At 45.1% G+C, this 17,465-nt stretch carries 15 protein-coding genes; 8 read left to right on the forward strand and 7 right to left on the reverse strand.

The genetic code is table 11. The features are described from left to right. Nucleotides 1–44: 44 nt before the first annotated feature. The 4 genes from QUB33_RS13125 (at nucleotide 45) to QUB33_RS13140 (ending at nucleotide 5,672) form a co-directional block, all read left to right on the forward strand. Nucleotides 45–1,607: an adenylate/guanylate cyclase domain-containing protein gene (locus tag QUB33_RS13125; RefSeq protein WP_333351040.1), complete on the forward strand. Its 1,563-nt coding sequence runs from the start codon at nucleotides 45–47 to the stop codon at nucleotides 1,605–1,607. A 208-nt stretch (nucleotides 1,608–1,815) separates the two neighbouring features. Continuing rightward, nucleotides 1,816–2,799, forward strand: coding sequence for a GntR family transcriptional regulator (locus QUB33_RS13130; protein ID WP_333144854.1), 984 nt, complete (start codon nucleotides 1,816–1,818; stop codon nucleotides 2,797–2,799). Between the two features lie 107 nt (nucleotides 2,800–2,906). Further along, a complete protein-coding gene (locus QUB33_RS13135; protein ID WP_333351042.1) occupies nucleotides 2,907–3,623 on the forward strand; it encodes a nitroreductase family protein in 717 nt (238 codons plus the stop codon). A gap of 159 nt (nucleotides 3,624–3,782) precedes the next feature. Beyond that, nucleotides 3,783–5,672 carry a hypothetical protein gene (locus QUB33_RS13140; protein ID WP_333351044.1) on the forward strand — a complete coding sequence of 630 codons (1,890 nt, stop codon included), beginning with the start codon at nucleotides 3,783–3,785 and terminating at the stop codon, nucleotides 5,670–5,672. 59 nt (nucleotides 5,673–5,731) lie between these two features. On the opposite strand, the gene QUB33_RS13145 is transcribed toward QUB33_RS13140, so the two are convergent. After that, a complete protein-coding gene (locus QUB33_RS13145) occupies nucleotides 5,732–6,370 on the reverse strand; it encodes a Uma2 family endonuclease (protein WP_333351046.1) in 639 nt (212 codons plus the stop codon). Between the two features lie 187 nt (nucleotides 6,371–6,557). Continuing rightward, nucleotides 6,558–7,337, reverse strand: coding sequence for an ABC transporter permease (locus QUB33_RS13150; RefSeq protein WP_333351048.1), 780 nt, complete (start codon nucleotides 7,335–7,337; stop codon nucleotides 6,558–6,560). A 127-nt stretch (nucleotides 7,338–7,464) separates the two neighbouring features. Between QUB33_RS13150 and QUB33_RS13155 the strand changes: the two genes are divergently transcribed. The 4 genes from QUB33_RS13155 to QUB33_RS13170 all read left to right on the forward strand — a co-directional run bounded on the left by QUB33_RS13155 (nucleotide 7,465) and on the right by QUB33_RS13170 (nucleotide 12,438). After that, the gene (locus QUB33_RS13155; protein ID WP_333351051.1) at nucleotides 7,465–8,622 is read left to right on the forward strand and encodes a DegT/DnrJ/EryC1/StrS family aminotransferase; all 1,158 of its coding nucleotides are present in this window, start codon (nucleotides 7,465–7,467) and stop codon (nucleotides 8,620–8,622) included. A 410-nt stretch (nucleotides 8,623–9,032) separates the two neighbouring features. Then, the gene (locus QUB33_RS13160; RefSeq protein ID WP_333351053.1) at nucleotides 9,033–10,709 is read left to right on the forward strand and encodes an AarF/ABC1/UbiB kinase family protein; all 1,677 of its coding nucleotides are present in this window, start codon (nucleotides 9,033–9,035) and stop codon (nucleotides 10,707–10,709) included. Nucleotides 10,710–10,928: 219 nt separating this feature from the next. Further along, nucleotides 10,929–11,303 (forward strand): hypothetical protein, encoded by a 375-nt coding sequence (locus QUB33_RS13165; RefSeq protein ID WP_333047934.1) that lies wholly within the window; start codon nucleotides 10,929–10,931, stop codon nucleotides 11,301–11,303. Nucleotides 11,304–11,487: 184 nt separating this feature from the next. Then, nucleotides 11,488–12,438, forward strand: coding sequence for an NAD-dependent epimerase/dehydratase family protein (locus QUB33_RS13170; RefSeq protein WP_333351055.1), 951 nt, complete (start codon nucleotides 11,488–11,490; stop codon nucleotides 12,436–12,438). A 3-nt stretch (nucleotides 12,439–12,441) separates the two neighbouring features. Here the strand turns inward: QUB33_RS13170 and QUB33_RS13175 are convergent, their stop codons facing one another. The 5 genes from QUB33_RS13175 to QUB33_RS13195 form a co-directional block, all read right to left on the reverse strand. After that, nucleotides 12,442–13,464, reverse strand: coding sequence for an Npun_R2821/Npun_R2822 family protein (locus QUB33_RS13175; RefSeq protein WP_333351057.1), 1,023 nt, complete (start codon nucleotides 13,462–13,464; stop codon nucleotides 12,442–12,444). Nucleotides 13,465–13,611: 147 nt separating this feature from the next. Then, nucleotides 13,612–14,490, reverse strand: a complete 879-nt coding sequence (locus QUB33_RS13180) for an Npun_R2821/Npun_R2822 family protein (RefSeq protein ID WP_333351059.1) — start codon at nucleotides 14,488–14,490, stop codon at nucleotides 13,612–13,614. Between the two features lie 4 nt (nucleotides 14,491–14,494). Further along, on the reverse strand, nucleotides 14,495–15,463 hold the full coding sequence (locus QUB33_RS13185; RefSeq protein ID WP_333351061.1) for an Npun_R2821/Npun_R2822 family protein: 969 nt from the start codon (nucleotides 15,461–15,463) through the stop codon (nucleotides 14,495–14,497). A 205-nt stretch (nucleotides 15,464–15,668) separates the two neighbouring features. Further along, nucleotides 15,669–16,703, reverse strand: coding sequence for a DUF2278 family protein (locus tag QUB33_RS13190; RefSeq protein ID WP_333351063.1), 1,035 nt, complete (start codon nucleotides 16,701–16,703; stop codon nucleotides 15,669–15,671). A 349-nt stretch (nucleotides 16,704–17,052) separates the two neighbouring features. After that, the gene (locus tag QUB33_RS13195; protein ID WP_333351065.1) at nucleotides 17,053–17,367 is read right to left on the reverse strand and encodes a formylglycine-generating enzyme family protein; all 315 of its coding nucleotides are present in this window, start codon (nucleotides 17,365–17,367) and stop codon (nucleotides 17,053–17,055) included. Between the last annotated feature and the right edge of the window lie 98 nt (nucleotides 17,368–17,465).

Here is a 17,465-nt window from a genome sequence, read left to right on the forward strand (position 1 = left end):
TACTTCCACGCATTGTTCGTAAACCTATATCCTCGCGGCCGCCGATGCAAGCTGCACCTTTGCCCAGCAACGAAGAAGAGAGGCTAGAAGCACTTTACCGCTACAATATTCTCGATACAGAGGCAGAATCAGCTTTTGATGATCTAACAGCTTTAGCATCCTATATTTGCGGCACTCCTATTGCTTTAGTAAGCTTAATAGATTCTAACAGACAGTGGTTTAAATCAAAAGCCGGTCTGGAAGTTCCCGAAACTCCGAGAGAGTCATCTTTTTGCGCCCACGCTATTTTAAATCCTAACGAATTGCTAGTTGTACCCAATGCTCTAGACGACGATCGCTTTGTCAGCAATCCGCTAGTAACTTCCGATCCCAATATTCGGTTTTATGCTGGAGCGCCGCTAGTAACTCCTGACGGTTATCCGATCGGCACTTTGTGCGCCATAGATACAGTTCCTCGTAATCTCACCCCACAACAGCTAGAAGCGCTGCGGACTTTAGGGCGGCAAATTATCAACCACATGGAGTTGCGAATCAATCTGACTAAATTAAAGCGCGCACAGATCAAGAACAAACAAGTAGAAGAAAAACTCCGTTCTACAGACGAGCAAATTGTCAATTTTTTAGAAGGAATGAGCGATGCTTTTTTTGCTTTCGACACCCAGTGGCGATTTACTTACATCAATTACAAAGGAGCGCAATTTTTGAAGCGCTCGCAGGAAGAACTTTATGGTAAAAATTTTTGGGAAGAGTTTCCCGAGTTCGTGAATTCTGATTTTTATAAAGAGTATCATGAAGCTGTAGCCAAACAAATTGGAGTGGCTTTTGAAAAATATTATTCTCCCTTAAGAGTGTGGCTGGAAGTTAGGGTTTTTCCTTCTCACGACGGCATTTCTGTGTTTTTTCATGATATAACTAAACGCAGGCAGATGGAATCTGCACTCAGGAAAGAACAGAAAAAAACTGAACGTTTACTGTTAAATATTTTGCCCGAACCGATCGCCGACAGGTTGAAGTACAAACCGGGGGTGATTGCAGACAAGTTTGAAAAAGCAACAATTCTTTTTGCTGACTTGGTGCATTTTACCCAAATTTCAACCACCATGTCCGCCACTAAATTAGTGTACTTGCTGAATGAAATTTTCTCAGCTTTTGACCAACTCAGTGACAAGCACGGCTTAGAAAAAATCAAGACGATCGGGGATGCTTACATGGTAGCAGCCGGTATTCCCATTGAACGTCCAGACCACGCAGAGGCGATCGCCGAAATGGCGCTGGATATGCTAGCAGCAATTAACGAATTAAATGTGAAGCTAGACTCAAAATTTGAACTCCGCATCGGGATTAATAGCGGCCCGGTGGTAGCGGGGGTAATCGGGACTAAAAAATTCATTTACGATTTGTGGGGAAATGCGGTAAATACAGCCAGCCGTATGGAATCTCACGGCATAACAGGTCGCATTCAAGTCAGCCACTATACTTATGAATTGCTGCAGGATAAATATGAATTTGAAGATCGCGGCGAGATCGAGATTAAAGGTAAAGGGCCAATGCGGACTTATTTGCTGACGGGGAGAAAAACAGTAAGCGATCTCAAAATTGCAGAGTAAATAAAACTAAGACTTGAAAGTACCTGATTGTTGAGGAAATGCCGGAGGCTGCAATTAATCGCCTCTTCGGCGCGATCGTCCTGTGGCAGAACGGCTGCTGCAGATCAACCAAATAAGATTATGCTATAGACAGAGATATCGAAGCAATCCTAGGCGCGGTACTCGACGTTATAAAAATACTAAGTTGAAGTCGTCGGAGCCTTTAATAATGGTTCAATTTCATATTCAAACCGATAGCGATATTCCAGCATCCACCCAACTATTCAATCAAATCAGGTTTGCGATCGCCTCGCGACAATTTCCGCCCGGACACCGCTTGCCCAGCACCAGACAGCTAGCCATGCAGACGGGTTTGCACCGCAACACCATCAGCAAAGTATACCGACAACTGGAAAATACCGGACTCGTAGAAGCCCAAGCAGGATCGGGCATTTACGTCCGCGCCCTAGGCAACGAAGGGGGCAACAAACTCAAATCTCCGATTCTCGAAGAATATCCCCTTGCCAACAAAATAGTGCAAGGAAGTATCGATCAACTGCTGGGACAAGGCTGTACGCTCAACCAAGCAAGGGAATTATTTTTGGCTGAAATTGACTGGCGGCTCAGGTGCAGCGCCCGAGTGGTCGTCACAGCCCCCACAGAAGACATCGGCGTTGGTGAACTGATGGCGAAAGAACTCGAACAAGCTCTCCGTATTCCCATACAGTTAGTGCCGATGGAACAGCTAGGTACTTTTTTGGATCAAATCTCTTCGGGAACTGTGATCACGAGTCGGTATTTTATCGGAGAAGCAGAATCTATTTCGGCACCGCGTTCGGTGCGAGTTATTCCCGTAGACATCTACGACTACAGCCAGGAAATTCAGTTAGTCGGGGGTTTGCCGAAAGACAGTTATTTGGGTCTAGTCAGCCTGAGTCCGGGAATGCTACGATCGACCGAAGTCATCATCCACAGCATCCGGGGAGAGGATTTGCTGGTAATGACGGCCTTGGTGTCAGACGAGTACAAGATTAACTCGATCGTGCGATCGGCCAGAACAATTTTTTGCGACCAACCGAGTTTTGCTACAGTAAAAGCTGCCATCAATGCGGCTAGAGAAGATATTATTCGTCCCCCGCAACTGATATGCTCCGAAAATTACATCGGCTCTAAGTCGATTAATTTGCTCAAGCGCGAGTTGGGCTTGGGATGACGAAGGAAGAAGGCAGAAGGAAGAGGGAAGAAGGCAGGAGGAAGAAAAACAATTCAACTTTTTTAAGTTACCAATCCCAATCCCCAATACCCCAACCCCAATGCCCAATGCCCAATGCCCAACTACCGATTACCAATTACCAATTACCCATGACAATTGAAATCCAACCTTCAATTAATGTTAAAACCGCGATCGAAAGCCGCCGCGCCGCCCGCAGTTTCAAACCCGATCCGATTCCCCCAGCAATATTGGCAGAGATTTTGCGCTTGGGAGTGCGATCGCCCTCTGGTTACAACTTGCAGCCTTGGCGGTTTATCGTACTTCAAGACCAAGCTAGCAAAGAAAAATTAAAAGCTTGCGCCTTCGATCAGCGCCAAGTGGTAGAAGCCCCAACAGTATTAATCTGTTGTGGCGATCGACGCGCCGCCGGGCCCAAAAACACCGAAGCCGTCATCGAATTGGGCAAAACCACAGGGGCAATGAATGACAATTTAGCCGGTTATATGCGACAAGCAATCCCGCAATTGTTCGATAACCGTCCCTGCTTCGACTCCCTAGAAGCTTGGACAAACAGGCATACAATGCTCGCAGTAGCCCACTTAATGATTGCAGCTAAAAGTTTTGGGGTAGACAGTTGTCCGATGGAAGGTTTTGTCAGCGCTAAGGTGAAAGAAGCCTTTCAAATTCCCGAAGAAGTAGATGTTTGCTGTTTGCTGCCACTTGGTTATGCAGCAGAACCTTTCAAACAATATGGCGGACGTTTTGACGTGACTCAAGTTTATTACAGCGAAAGTTATGGGCAGGCTTTGCAAGCTGAGATTTGAGAGTTAAGATTTTGTGGCAACTTGAATTTTAAGAGTTAAGATTTGGAATGAATCGGTGCCAAAGTTCAAACCAATCAAAAATCCCGACAGTTCTGCAATCTAAAATCTAAAATTCACAATCTAAAATCGAAAGTGGTGAGATCGGACAGAGGAGAAAATATGACAGTAGCAACGCGACAAAGCAACGCACAAATTCTAGAAGTAAAGTTGCAGCAGCACTTGCAAGCAGCCGGATTTAAAAAATTACCTCTTTATATTAGTTGCGATTTTCGAGATGAATCTTTAACGGTTGTGGGAGAACACCCGCGCAGTTTAGTTCTCAAAGCCAAACCGACTTTTGCGGTGCTAGAAGCAGCAATTCTTGAAATAGAACCAGAATCTATTCAACAGATTGGACTTTGCCTAAAAATTACCGGGCAAAAACAGCCTTATGCTTTCCATTCTTTTACCATGAACAACCCTGTTTTGTCAAGACCCAAAACAGTGCAGGTGTTGAAAAAAACCGAGAATACCCCCGCAGAAGAAACCGGGATAGTCTTAACAGAAAATGCGGCCGAGACGGCGGATGTAGAGGAGGAGATACCGTTAGAAACGGATGGGAAAGATGCGTGGGATGAACAATATTTCCCCAATTTGTCTGAGAGTTCCAGCAATTCCGAGCCGATCGCCTTTAGGGTAGCTGCAATCCCGGCAGATATTGGAGACAATCCCTTCAATCCGCTGGATATGGAAGCGGTAACAGTTGCCCAAAAACCCAAGCATTCACCGTTTGCGATGCTGGCTGCAGCAGGAATGGTCAGCATGGCGGCGCTAATTTTGGCAGGCGGTTATTATATGCTGAGCCGCCCCTGCGTCATCGGAGGATGTCCTGCATTAGCTAATGCCAAACAGTTGAGCGAGAATTCGACAAAGACGCTGAAAACGTCAAAAGTTGCCAACGGCCCCCAAGAAGCGCAGCGACAGTTAAAACAGGCGATCGCCCTTTTGGAACCGATTCCCTCATGGTCAATTCATCGCGGTGAAGCTCAAAGCGCCCTGGAAAACTACCGGAAGCAAAATCAGAATTTAAACTCTGCGATCGATGCAGCGCGCCTCGCACAGTCAGCAGCCCAGAAAACCCAAAATCCGCCTTATTCTGCCGAGAACGGGCAGGAAGCGCAAGCTCTGTGGCAAAGTGCGATCGCCGAACTCGGAGAAATCCCCCCAGACAGCCCAGCTTATCCGTTTGCTCAGAAAAAGACAAAAGAATACGGAAAAAATTTAGCAACTGGAAATCGGCAGTTAAGCACAGAGAAACAAGCCGAAAAAACCCTGCTCGCCGCCAAAAGTACAGCCCAAATAGCAGAAGCTCGCGAAGCAGTAGCTCACACAGCCGAGACTTGGGCTCAAGTGCAATCAGGTTGGGAAGAATCCCTCGACATCCTATCAGCAATTCCCACGAGCACGACATCTTACCAACAAGCTAAACTCCTAGTTCCCAAATACGAAACCAAACTTTCAGAAGCACGCGAGCGCAAAAATGTCGAAGGAATTTCCGAAAATGCGTATACTCAAGCTGTGACTTTAGCAGCGGAAGCTCAAATTTTTGAAGGCAAAAACGCCTGGTTTAAAGCATCTGAATACTGGCGGAGAGCTTTGAGTTACGCGGAGCAAGTGCCGGCGGCAACTTCCTATTCCCAGAAAGCCCAACCGCTGATCGCTTCCTACAAAACTTCCTTGCAGCAAGCAGAAGTAAGGTTGCAGGAAGAAAGAAACCTGCAAAAAGCCCGCACCGATTTAGATAGAACTTGTAAAGGCAACCCCAAGATTTGCGACTATACTGTTAGCAAAGATTTGATTGCGGTGCAGATGACTCCAGGTTACGTGCAGAAACTGCAACAAACTTTCATTCAAGCGAACAACAACAATGCTGTGAAGTCTCGCCAAGCTGTAGAAAAGCACGTTCAAACATTGCAAAAAGCTTTGGAGGCGATCGCCGAAAACGCCAAAATCCCGATGCAGGTGTACGATGGCGAAGGCCAGCGGATTGGGAGTCACGAACCGAAGTAGTTGTATTTGTAGGGTGCGTGAGGGCGAAAAATCTGTCATATTTTTCGCAATATTTACACTCACGCATCGCCCGCAATTTCACCTGCGGTCAATCCAGCTTGAAAAACTTGTTGTGCAGTCAAATTCAACTCGGGAAAAGTTGGCGACTCAATCCTATCATTTCCCCGAAACAAACTCACCTCATACTCGCCGTCAACCAAGTGATAAATCGAAATAGTCGGTTGCTTGGGATTCCCGATAAACCTGCGGCCGCCCAAACCGAGATAATCCACAATCCAGTATTCAGGAATCCCGATTAGTTCGTATTCGCCTACTTTTTTGATGTAGTCATCTTGCCAATTCGTGCTAACTACTTCAATAACCAGCGGAATTGATGCGCCTTGAGTCACAGTGGAGAATTTTTTCCACATAGGTTCTGACGCTAAGTTGGGGCGATTTAATATCGGAATATCGGGCGAATAAGCTGATTCGTTTTCCAGTGGCTTAACTAATGCTTGTTTGGGGATGAAGTAAGGAAGTTTTACCTTTCTAAACTCAGCAGTTAACTCGGAGGCTAAAAAACCGATAACTTCTTCATGGTCTCCTAATGGCTGTGACATTTCAACAATCTCTCCATTGTGCAGTTCATAACGTGCATTTTCGGGCTTCCATTCCATAAATTCTTCAAAAGTTAGCGGTTTAGTTGCTATTTGAATCATGGCTATTCTCCTTAGTGATGACTGGGGCGGGCTATTAGGCTCACCCCACAAGATAACTCACTCTGTGTGAAACAGGCCGGAAAGCCTGTTCAATAAAATAAGGCTAAATGCAAGTTCCTACCTACATTATATTATCAATTATCAATGCCCAATTATCCATGCCCAATGCCCAATTACCAATGCCCAATTACCATTTTATCAATTGTGCATCTTGATTAAAAAACTTCCGGGACAATCCCTCAGTCAAAAGCAGAGTTGCGATTACAGTTGCCAGCGCTAACACAAACATAATCAAAATTTGGTAAGATGCTGCATCGAGAGGACTGATACCGCTCAGCATTTGACCTGTCATCATCCCGGGTAAACTCACGATTCCTACCACCGTCATTGTATTTAAGAGTGGGATTAATCCAGCTTTGATCGCATCTTTGCGGTACTGCTTTACTGCTTGCTGCGGCGTCGAACCTAAACTTAAATGGGTTTCTATTTCTAACTGGCTGCTATTAACTGTACTGACAAGTCTTTCGCCCGCGATCGCCCCGGAGTTCATGGCATTGCCCAAAATCATACCCGCTAAAGGAATCAGGTATTGCGGTTCGTACCAAGGGTCAGGCTGCAAAATTAGCAAGTTTGTATAGGCGAGAGTCAAGGCCGTACTGATAAAAATTGAGCCCCAAACTAAGGGCAGTAAGTTCTTGATTTTTTTGCTGATGCGGTTGCTGGCAACCATGCTAGCAGTTGTCAGCATGATTGCTAAAACTGCTAAAACCAGCCAAGGATTTTTCCCCTCCGGGTCAAATACGACTGCGAGCACGTATCCGACCAAGATTAGCTGGATCAGGGTGCGCCCCGCCGCGATCGCGATCGCCCCCTCCAATCCCAATCCCTGCCACGCCGAAAGCCCGATCGCGATCGCCACCATTCCCAAAGCCCAACCCAAATCTGTAAAATCTAGCTCAATTAACACCGGCCCACCCTTTCGATAATGTGATTGTTTGCCTGTCCAAATATAAGATATTGCAATAAAGGTTTCTGAGAAACAGTTTTGCTGCAAGAATTTGCTTTGATAATGCTTGAAATTTATGGTGTGAAGAGTGAATAATGTTCCCCCCCTCGACTTAACCCGCCAATACGCCCAGATTGGCGACGAGATAACCGCTGCGGTGCAAAAAGTGCTTGCCTCTGGCGGCTACGTAGGCGGCCCGGCCGTGAAGAGTTTTGAACGAGAGTTCGCCGACTACACTGGAGTTTCCGAGTGCGTGGGCTGTAACTCCGGCACGGATGCGCTGATTTTGGCATTGCGAGCTCTCAAAATAGGCCCCGGCGATGAAGTGATTACCACTCCTTTTACCTTTTTTGCTTCGGCTGAGACAATTAGCGCCGTCGGCGCAACTCCCGTGTTTGTTGATATTGACAGCGGGACTTTTAATATGGATGTCGAACTCCTCGAAGCGGCAATTACTGAAAAAACCAAGGCAATTATGCCAGTGCACATCTTCGGCCAACCAGTAGACATGACTCGGTTGATGGAAATTGCGACTCGGCACAATTTAGCCGTAATAGAAGATTGCGCCCAGTCTGTCGGGGCCGAGTGGCAGTCTCGAAAAGTCGGCAGCATCGGCCATGTCGGCTGCTTCAGTTTTTATCCGACCAAAAACTTAGGCGCTTGCGGTGACGGTGGCGCGGTGACGACAAACGATCCTGCCCTAGCAGCTTCGATGCGAGTGCTCAAAGAACACGGACAGTCTTCTAGATATTTCTACGAAGAAATCGGGTACAACAGCCGTTTAGATGCCCTGCAAGCCGTGATTCTCAGCATTAAATTGCGGTATCTCGACAGTTGGAACGCGCAGCGGCAGGAGAAAGCGGCACTTTACAGCGAATTTCTCTCCCGCGTGCCCGGAGTTGCCGTCCCCAAAGAGTTGCCGGAAGCAAAAGGAGTTTGGAATCAATACACGATCCGGCTGACAAGTCCAGAAGAGGCGCAAAATCCCTCTGGAGATTTTCGAGATTGGATGCGGGCTCAGTTGCAGGAATGCGGCATCGGTTCGATGGTTTACTATCCGTTACCTTTGCACCTGCAACCTGTTTACAAATCTTTGGGCTATCAAGCAGGTCAGTTGCCAAAGGCTGAGCAAGTTTGTCGCGAAGTCTTGTCTTTGCCGATGTTTCCGGAACTGTCGAGGGATCAACAAGAGCGGACGATTTATGGGCTGAAAGATTGCTTGGCAAAGGCCGATCGCATCCGGTAGCTTTGGCGCGATGGCATAAGCGAGCGAAACGCAGCAGGAGAAAAGAATTGCAGGGTTGCAGTGTTGTGAGAATGTGCAGCGGTCAGGGAGAGCCGTTAAGTATTTTGACCGATCACTTGTACTTTTATGTACTATATTTAATGAAAAGAAACAAATTTAGGCTAGCAATCCGCCTCGAACGGGTGCATTTTCCGCTCGCCTAAACCTTGCAATGCGATCGGTCAATGATGAATAAGGAAGAAGGAAGAGGGAAGAAGCCCGATGGAAGTCGGAAGAAGGAAGAAGGAAAAATAAAGAATGTTTGAATTTTCGACTTCCAATCCCCGATGCCCGATGCCCGATGCCCGATGCCCGATGCCCAATTCTCAATTTAACCTGTAATTTTCAGAAGATAAGAGGAAAATAAACGAGTGCCTCAGTATCAATTCACTCAGGCTAGACGCTACGATCCACAAGCGATCGCTCATTATTACCGCAACCGTCCTTGGAAAGCAATTTGGCGCGCAATTACCGTTATTTGGTCTTTTGCGGGCTTCGTGCTGGGGATGCTGTGGGACAGTTGGCAGCACGAAGTCGCAGCACACCAGCCGGAACGGGCCGCCCACCTGCGACAAATACTCACTCGCTTGGGCCCTACTTTCATTAAAGTCGGCCAAGCCCTTTCTACCAGACCGGATTTGATCCGCAAAGACTTTCTCGAAGAATTGATCAAACTTCAGGATCAATTGCCGCCGTTTGACTCCGTGCGCGCTTTCGAGATTATTGAAGCGGAACTCGATCGCAAAATTAGCGAAACCTACAGCGAAATATCTCCCGAACCTGTGGCCGCGGCAAGTCTCGGTCAAGTCTACCGAGCTCGCCTCCTCACCGGGGAAGCAGTAGCAGTCAAGGTTCAGCGACCGAATTTGCTGCCAGTCTTGAGCCTGGATCTTTATTTAATGCGCTGGGCCGCTGGATGGTTGGGCCCCTTGTTGCCGCTGAATCTCGGTCACGACCTTTGTTTGATCGTCGATGAATTCGGTATCAAATTGTTCGAGGAAATTGATTATCTCAATGAAGGACGCAACGCCGAGAAATTTGCTACAAATTTTGCCGACGACCCGACAGTAAAAGTTCCGAGCATTTACTGGCGCTATACTTCAAACTGCGTTCTCACTCTCGAATGGATTGAGGGCATCAAGCTGACAGATATAGAACGTGTTAAAGCCGCAGGTTTGGATACCGATAGTTTAATTGAAGTCGGAGTCCGCAGCGGTTTGCGACAGTTGCTGGAACACGGATTTTTTCACGCTGACCCCCATCCGGGAAATCTGTTTGCCTTAGCGGACGGCCGCATGGCTTACATTGATTTTGGGATGATGGATCAGATGGAAGAAACAACTAAAGAAACTTTGGTTGATTCTGTCGTTCATTTGATCAACAAAGATTACTTAGAGTTAGCCAAGGATTTTGTCAAACTTGGCTTTTTGACACCAGATACAGATATTATGCCGATCGTCCCGGCGCTGGAATCTGTACTCGGCGATATCGTCGGCGAAAAGGTGTCAGATTTTAACTTCAAGACGATTACAGACCAGTTTTCGGAGTTGATGTACGATTATCCTTTCCGGGTGCCGGCGAAATTTGCCTTAATTATTCGCTCTCTGGTGACAGAAGAAGGTTTGGCTCTGACGCTGAATCCGAATTTCAAGATAGTCGAGGTGGCGTATCCTTATGTAGCGCGGCGTTTGTTGAACGGAGAATCTCCGGCACTGCGGCGGCGTCTGATTGAGGTATTATTCAAGGATGGCAAATTCCAGTGGAACAGGTTGGAGGACATGATCGCGATCGCCCGATCCGATCGTAGTTTCGACTTGCTACCCACAGCACAACTAGGCTTGCAATTTTTGCTGTCAGAGGAAGGGTCGTTTTTGAGACGCCAGCTAATGTTAGCTTTGATTGAGGACGATCGCCTCCACACCGAAGAAGTTCGCAGCCTCTGGAACTTAGTCAAGGAAGATTTGCAGCCCGGTCGCCTATTCAACGTTGCTCTAGGGGCTTTGACGGAGTTTTCCACAGCAGGAGCAGCGGCGCTAACTCGCTTTTAATTAGAAGGAAGAAGGAAGTTCGGCAACGGATTCGCTTTCTGAGGATGTAACGGATGTAACGGATGTCAGTCCGATGTCCGTCGGAAGAAGGAAGAAGGAAGAAGGAAGAAAAATAATTCTACTCTTCCCAATTCCCAATTCTCAATTACCCATTCCCAATTCCCACTTCCCAATTACCCATTCCCAATTACCCAAATTACCCAAATTAAGGAATTATTCGTGTATTATTTTCCAGAACCTCCCTATTTTTTAATGTCGGCTGGACTGCTAGCAGGGATGGCCTCCGGTGTAGCATTTGAAGCAACTCTCAAACAATCCGTACAACAGTGGTCTAAAAATCGTTCTACCCGCACCTTGGCTAACCTGCCAAGGCTGCAATTGGTCATACCTTTTCTGGGAATGGCTGGCGGTATTTGCGTATTTTTAGCTTCTGGAATGGAGATTTTTGGCTTCCCCAAACTACTTTGTTATGCCCTAGCTTTGCCACTGACGGTACTCACGGGCTGGCTAGTTTGGACTCAGCTAGGTAAGCTTTTGATCGAGTTAGAACGCGGAGGTTCCCAAGCGCTGGATCTGGATTCTTTTGAACAATGAAAGTTAACTATCAACCTCTTTGATGAAAAGCAAAGGGGTTGATAGTTATCTAGGATTATCCTAATTTGAGGCTTTTGGAACTGCCGAGAACGCAGAGGAAGAGAAAGAAGAGGATGACAACTTAGGCAAGAATTTGTGTAAAAATTTTTAAATCTAAAATCTAAAATCTAAAATCCAAAATCGAATGAGTATTGTAATGGTTACGGGTGCGGCGGGATTTATTGGATCTAACTTAGTAGAAACTCTTTTAAATCGAGGCGAGACGGTGATCGGTGTTGATGAGTTCAACGATTATTACGATCCGGATCTCAAGCGCAAGAATATTGCACGATTTGAAAAGTATCCGGGTTTTGAATTGGTGGAAGGCGATATTTTGTCTCAAAATTGGCGAGGTCTTTTATCCGATGTTAAGGTAATATTTCATCAGGCGGCGCAAGCAGGAGTTCGTGCTAGCTGGGGCGACGGTTTTCGCAGCTATACCGAACGCAATATTAACAGCACTCAAGTATTATTAGAAGCGGCCAAAGATGCGCCAAGATTGCAAAAGTTTGTTTATGCTTCTTCTTCTTCAATTTACGGCAATGCTGAATCTTTTCCCACGAATGAAAATGCTTGTCCGCAGCCGGTTTCTCCCTACGGAATTACGAAATTAGCCGGTGAACGTTTGTGCGGGCTTTATTACAAAAATTTTGGCCTTCCGACTACTTCGCTGCGCTATTTTACTGTTTACGGGCCCAGACAGCGCCCCGATATGGCTTTTCACAAGTTTTTTAAGTCGATTTTGTTTGATGAGGCGATTTCTATTTTCGGCGACGGATTGCAAACGCGGGATTTTACGTTTATCAGCGATTGCGTTGCGGCGAATTTAGCGGCGGCTGAGGTTCCAGAAGCTGCGGGGGAAGTTTTTAATATTGGTGGGGGAAGTCGGGTAGTTTTAAAAGAAGTTATTGATACAATACAGAGGATAGTCGATCGACCTATTCGGATAGATTTTAGCGAAGCTGCGAGGGGAGACGCGCGGCACACTAGCGCGGATGTGTCTAAAGCCAAGAAAATCTTAGGTTATCAGCCGCAAGTGGGCCTAGAAGAAGGATTAAGGCGCGAATGGGAGTGGATTCAGTCTTTATACAGTTAGATGCTATCTATCCCACAAATTCCGCCACTTAAATTGAACATTATTAACTTTTTGAATTACCCAACTTTTGAGATTTCTCCCCAAGCGAACCAACAAATTTGGAGGCGCGAGTTTTGGGGGTGTTTCCGGCGAATTCAAATATCGGTAGTGCAGGAAAACCTCTCGATAAGGAATCTCAACATCTTCGCCAGCACACAAGCGAGTAAACTTTGCAGCCGAAATACTCATGTAGTGCAAGTAAGTCAACCGTCGCCCTTTGTCATATAGAACATAATCTATCACATCAAATTGAGAAGACCCATGATTTCCCGTTACCAGTGCAGGTTGATGATAAGCAAAGTTGTAAAAAGAGATGCCGCTACGAGCGACTAAATAGTTAAATAAAGGTTGGTCAGTTCCCCGCAAAGACAAAATTTCTGCTTCGCCTGAAGTTAATTTATCTAAAAGCTGCCTTGAGTTATTTCGATTTAAAATGCCTTTTTTTGAAGCAAACCAACCCGCACAAAAAATATGAGATTGCACTTGGTTAATGTTCAAAATATTGGGCAGTTTCTCGGAGGATAAGTCAAATACATAATTAAGGTCTGATTTGTATTGAAAATCGTTGGCTACCCAATCAAACTCATCAAGTTTTTGATAGATATAATCTAGAGAACCCATCAACAGAGTGTCGCAGTCAAAATAGACAAATTGGTCAAAAGGGCCGTCAAAACAGCAAAATTTTCGGTGCATCCCCAAACAGTGAACTTGCTGCCAACCTTTGGCTTGCCAAACTTTTTGAGCCTTGCGGTGAGATGTCCAAGCTTGAGCCGCAAAGTTTTCCCAAAAATCGATGGAATCGGTATTGTCAAACAGTGTGACATTGTGTAGGAGGGAAATGTGCGATCGCACTTTTTTCAAGTTATCATCATAGGGAATGATGCAAACAGGAATATTTTTTGCCCCATTGACTTCAAGACTGTTCAATAAAGCGACTAAGTGGTCAAAAACAACATCATTTGCCAGAATATAAATGCCATTGGTCATCAGATTTTATATTTTAGATTGAATAATTCTACTCGTTACTAGGTGCGGCCTGTAAACCAGTTAATTTCTTATTCCGCGTGGACTTAGTTTATGTGATCGCATTGCTGGTAGCGATTGAAATCGACGTGTGACTACAAACAATATTATTTATCCAGGCAAATATCTAAATATTTTTTGCAATAAATTTTGTTTTTCCTCTTCCTCATTGAGATAACGATAATGTTTCCAAAGTTTCCAATAAGGGCTACCAGATTTAATTTGAATTCCAGCCCAGTGAAGATATTTTAACCTTTTACCTTTGTCATAAAGAACATAATCTATTTCCTGAAAATGCTTGGAACCAGCCCAGCTTCCAGGTTCGGTTGCTGAATCTTTAACCAGATTGCAGCGCTTGGGAATTAGTTTAAGAATGATATAATTTAGTAGAGGTTGGTCTGTGACATTTTGAGTAAAGTCAAAATATTCTCGATGCTGCGAACATTCTCGCAAAATCTCATACATTTGCGATTCTGTAATAGTTCCTTTTCTGGAGGCCCAAAAACCGCTGTTGAAGACATCTTGAAGCTGTGAGTCTGTAAAAATATGCTGTTCTTTTACAAGTGGTGAAAATACATTTCGCAGTTTTTCGCTGAGGTGGTGGTAGTCGCAGCAAAAAAAGTCTACTTCTGATAGTTTGTTTAAGTTGGCTGCGATGTCTTCAAAGACGATGATATCGGTATCGATGTATAGAAATTCGTCAAGCGGGCCAAACCAGGCGGCGAGTTTTCGCATTTTGTTAGGCAGTGCTAAAAAGTTGCGATCGAACATTTGACCAATTTCCCTGGTAAACTGTTCGACAAACTCCAGATTTGGGAACAATCGCACCCCGTGGAGACGGCTGAGGGCGGCTGCGACTTGCTGATAATTGTCGTCGAAGGGAATCAGAAAAACAGGTATTTGACAATTATACAGACGTATGCTGTTTAAAAGGGCGATCGCGCTTTCGAGCACTTTATCATTCGCAACAATATAAATACCGCGACTCATACATTTATCCTCTGAGATTTAGTTTTAGTTTTCTGAAAATTCTGTTGAAAAAATTAGGACTTTCACTATATGACCTAGAAGGTGCTGTAAAAACGGGCCGCTTTTCAGGTTCGTGCAAGTAGCGATAGTGTAAAAATAAATCTCGGTAGGGAAACTCAATATTTTCGCCTAGGCATACTGCTTCAGTAATACTTGGAGGAATTCCAATATAATGAATATAGGTGAGTCTATTACCCTTATCGTATAGAATATTATCTCGTTCTTCAAAATGTTTTGAAGTCACAGAAGACCCAGTTCTTTCGCTGTCTGGCAAATGATAAGCAAAATTATAAATTGGAATACCAGACCGCATAAACATATAGTTTAAAACTGGTTGGTCGCCGGTTTTGTAAAGAATTTCTGATTCTCCTTCCTTGAGCTTAGACAATAACCACTCTATTTTTTCCTGGTCAAACAAACCTCGCTTTGAACCGTAAAATCCCGAACAAAATATTTCTGATTTAAGTTGCTGCTGTCCAAAAACATTAAAAAGTTTTTGTGAGTCAATATTATAGACCTTCTCTGGATGATAAAATTGAAAATCGTATACCACACAATCATAATCATTCAACTTCTGAAAAACCCCGTCTAGTGAATTCATTAATAATGTATCAGCATCCATATAGACAAAATTATCAAAAGGGTTGTCAAAGGCACAAAAACGCCGATGTCCACCATAAATTCTGTACTTACGGTTTATACTTTGAGGACTTGCTGCTTGCATGAATTTGTCCCATCGCTGAATTGAGGCGCTATCTTCATAAATAAAGACGTTGGGACGGTTGACGATTCCAGCTTTGATTTCCTCTATCTGCTCGTCGAAAGGATAAATACAGACCGGAATATTTGAGCCTAAGATAACTTCAATACTGTTGAGTAAGGCAATTAATTGGTCATAAACTGTATCGTTTGCTAGCGTGCAAATTCCATTCATATTTAGTGAATAAATTGTGGTAGGGTGCGTCGCTTGTCGAATATTTATAAGTAGCGAGAATTGTTTGTAGCGACGCACCCTACAAGGGCTGACCGCTTGTGCGTCCAGGACTATCAAAGAAACCGGGTTTTTTGCTGTTTCTGTCGGTTGTAACTATTCTCGCAAAAAAAACCGGTTTCTGACCACCCGTGCGATCGCGAACTAATTAAAACACGATTGTCCAACCTTCGCGCTGTGCTTGTTGCTCAGTGTAGGACACGCCGTCAACTTTCAAACCTTCTTGATTTAGCAGCGTAATCAAGCCACCTTTTTTACTCAGTTGCACGTTTTGTGGCAAGGTAACTACCAGAGAAGCACCAGCAGCAACCGTACCGGAAAGGCTATGCTTGTTTTTTAACTTATCTGCGATCGACCATCCAGTCAAATCGATTGCATCCGGTGAAGCATTCAGCAGCGTTACGGTTTCCTTTCCAGCATCTTCACCCACAGGACTTACTAACGCCGCCACAATTCTGACAATGTACTCAGGTTGTGAAACTTTACCTGGCTCGACTTTGACAGGAGGTTGGCCGGGAATGGGTGCGGGTATAGTATGGATGGGCTGTCCCAAATCGTCGTCAGAGTGCCAAGTTTGCGATTGAAACTTCAGAAAAATGCCTATCCAGCGGTTCTCTGACGGGAAGTGTACCAGCATTCCGCCGTCTTGCCAAACGCCGTTATCTTTGGCAAACCTGCCGGCATTCCCCTGATTCATGTGGATGTCGTGAATGCCGTTACCAGGCAAAAAGCCGAAGATTTTGTCTTTGATGGTTTCCGGCCCCCATTTCTCGCCGAAAGCATAGATATGAGCTGATTCATCCGACATTGCCCGCTGCACGTATTTGTCAATTTTCTCGTTTAAGTCATTATCCGCACCAGGTACATCGAAGGGTAGAGGTATCATTTTAGTGCGATCGAACAAATTACCGCGAATAAAATCAAGTGCCAAACCACCCGGCTTTCTCTCCAGTTCCTTGAAGCCCAAAGGCAAATCTGCCAAATCTGCCAAAATGGGATAAGAGAAATTTTCATCAACCAAATACTCTAATTCCGACGGTTCTAGCTTCGATTTTACGTTGATAGCAATTCGGTAGTCTGTATCTTCCGAAACTAAGTGAACTTGGTAATGAGCATTAGACGTAATCGCCAAACGCCGTCCCACAGGACGACCTTTTAAAACACCGTAATTCTTTAAAGGCACAAGCTTCTCCTCGGTACTTCAAAATATACAACATACTCTACAGGAGCGATCGTACTGGCCAGTGAAGCCGCCCCTTCATCCTGTCACCCCTTCCCCCTAGAACTTCTCATAGAAATCGGGGTTTTTGCTTTTACGAATCATTAAAATTTATTTCCTAAGATACAAACTTAGACAGCCAATTGAGCAGGTTGAATTCGTGGAGAATGATTTATTTTATTGACCTAATATTTATTTTGAAATAAAAGTCAATTTTAATAGCTCTCCGGCCTTCATGACAAAGGAAAAGTGCAGAGGGCTAAAACATAAAAGGCATCGCGCGAGACTACAGCACAAAACCGGAAATTGGAGACTACGCCCAATCCACAGCTACGCGAAAACCGATATACGATTCGCGGTTGCCCACCGAGCCCCTGACACGATAGGCACTGCGACAACTCACCGCATGGCTGGCCCAGGAACCGCCACGCTGCACTCGGAAATTATCTCTACCAGTTTCTTCCCAAGAACTTCCGTCAGTTGGTGCGCCCTCATACCTATCGTGCCATTTATCGCTGCACCACTCCCAAACATTGCCGTGCATATCGTACAGTCCAAAGGCATTGGGAGGAAAACTCCCGACATCGGTTGTTTTTCCGCGGCAAAGTCCTTTGGGGGCGTTTGCCAAGGGGTAGTGTCCGTTATAGTTCAATGGCACTGAAAAAGTGAACTCAAAAAAATCTGTAAGGCAATATATATATAGATCATTGCCTTACAAACACAAAA

The sequence above is a fragment of the Microcoleus sp. B3-A4 genome, assembly GCF_036705385.1.
Lineage (GTDB): Bacteria > Cyanobacteriota > Cyanobacteriia > Cyanobacteriales > Microcoleaceae > Microcoleus.